Genomic DNA, 220 nt, shown 5'->3' on the forward strand with positions numbered 1-220 from the left:
CGGGGAGGTCACCGCCACGCGGCCCCGATAGGTCTGTGTCGCCGAATCCGCCTGAACCGAGAACTCGACGATCTCGGCGTCGAAGACCCGTCCGGGCAGCGCGTCGAAGGTCACCTCGTTTCGGATGTTGCCCTGTCCGTTGGCCGACAGGGCGGTCACGTCCGGCCCCGGTACATCGAAGGTCAGGTGCACGACCTGAAGGTTCTGGAGCAGGACAATG

General features: G+C 65.5%; 1 protein-coding gene. It reads right to left on the reverse strand.

What is annotated here, in order from left to right:
• Positions 1–220 (reverse strand): RND family efflux transporter (locus tag H2O73_RS24630; RefSeq protein ID WP_220457816.1); only part of this gene is annotated, 220 nt, incomplete at both ends.

It is taken from the genome of Vibrio marinisediminis (genome assembly GCF_014050145.1).
GTDB lineage: Bacteria > Pseudomonadota > Gammaproteobacteria > Enterobacterales > Vibrionaceae > Vibrio > Vibrio marinisediminis.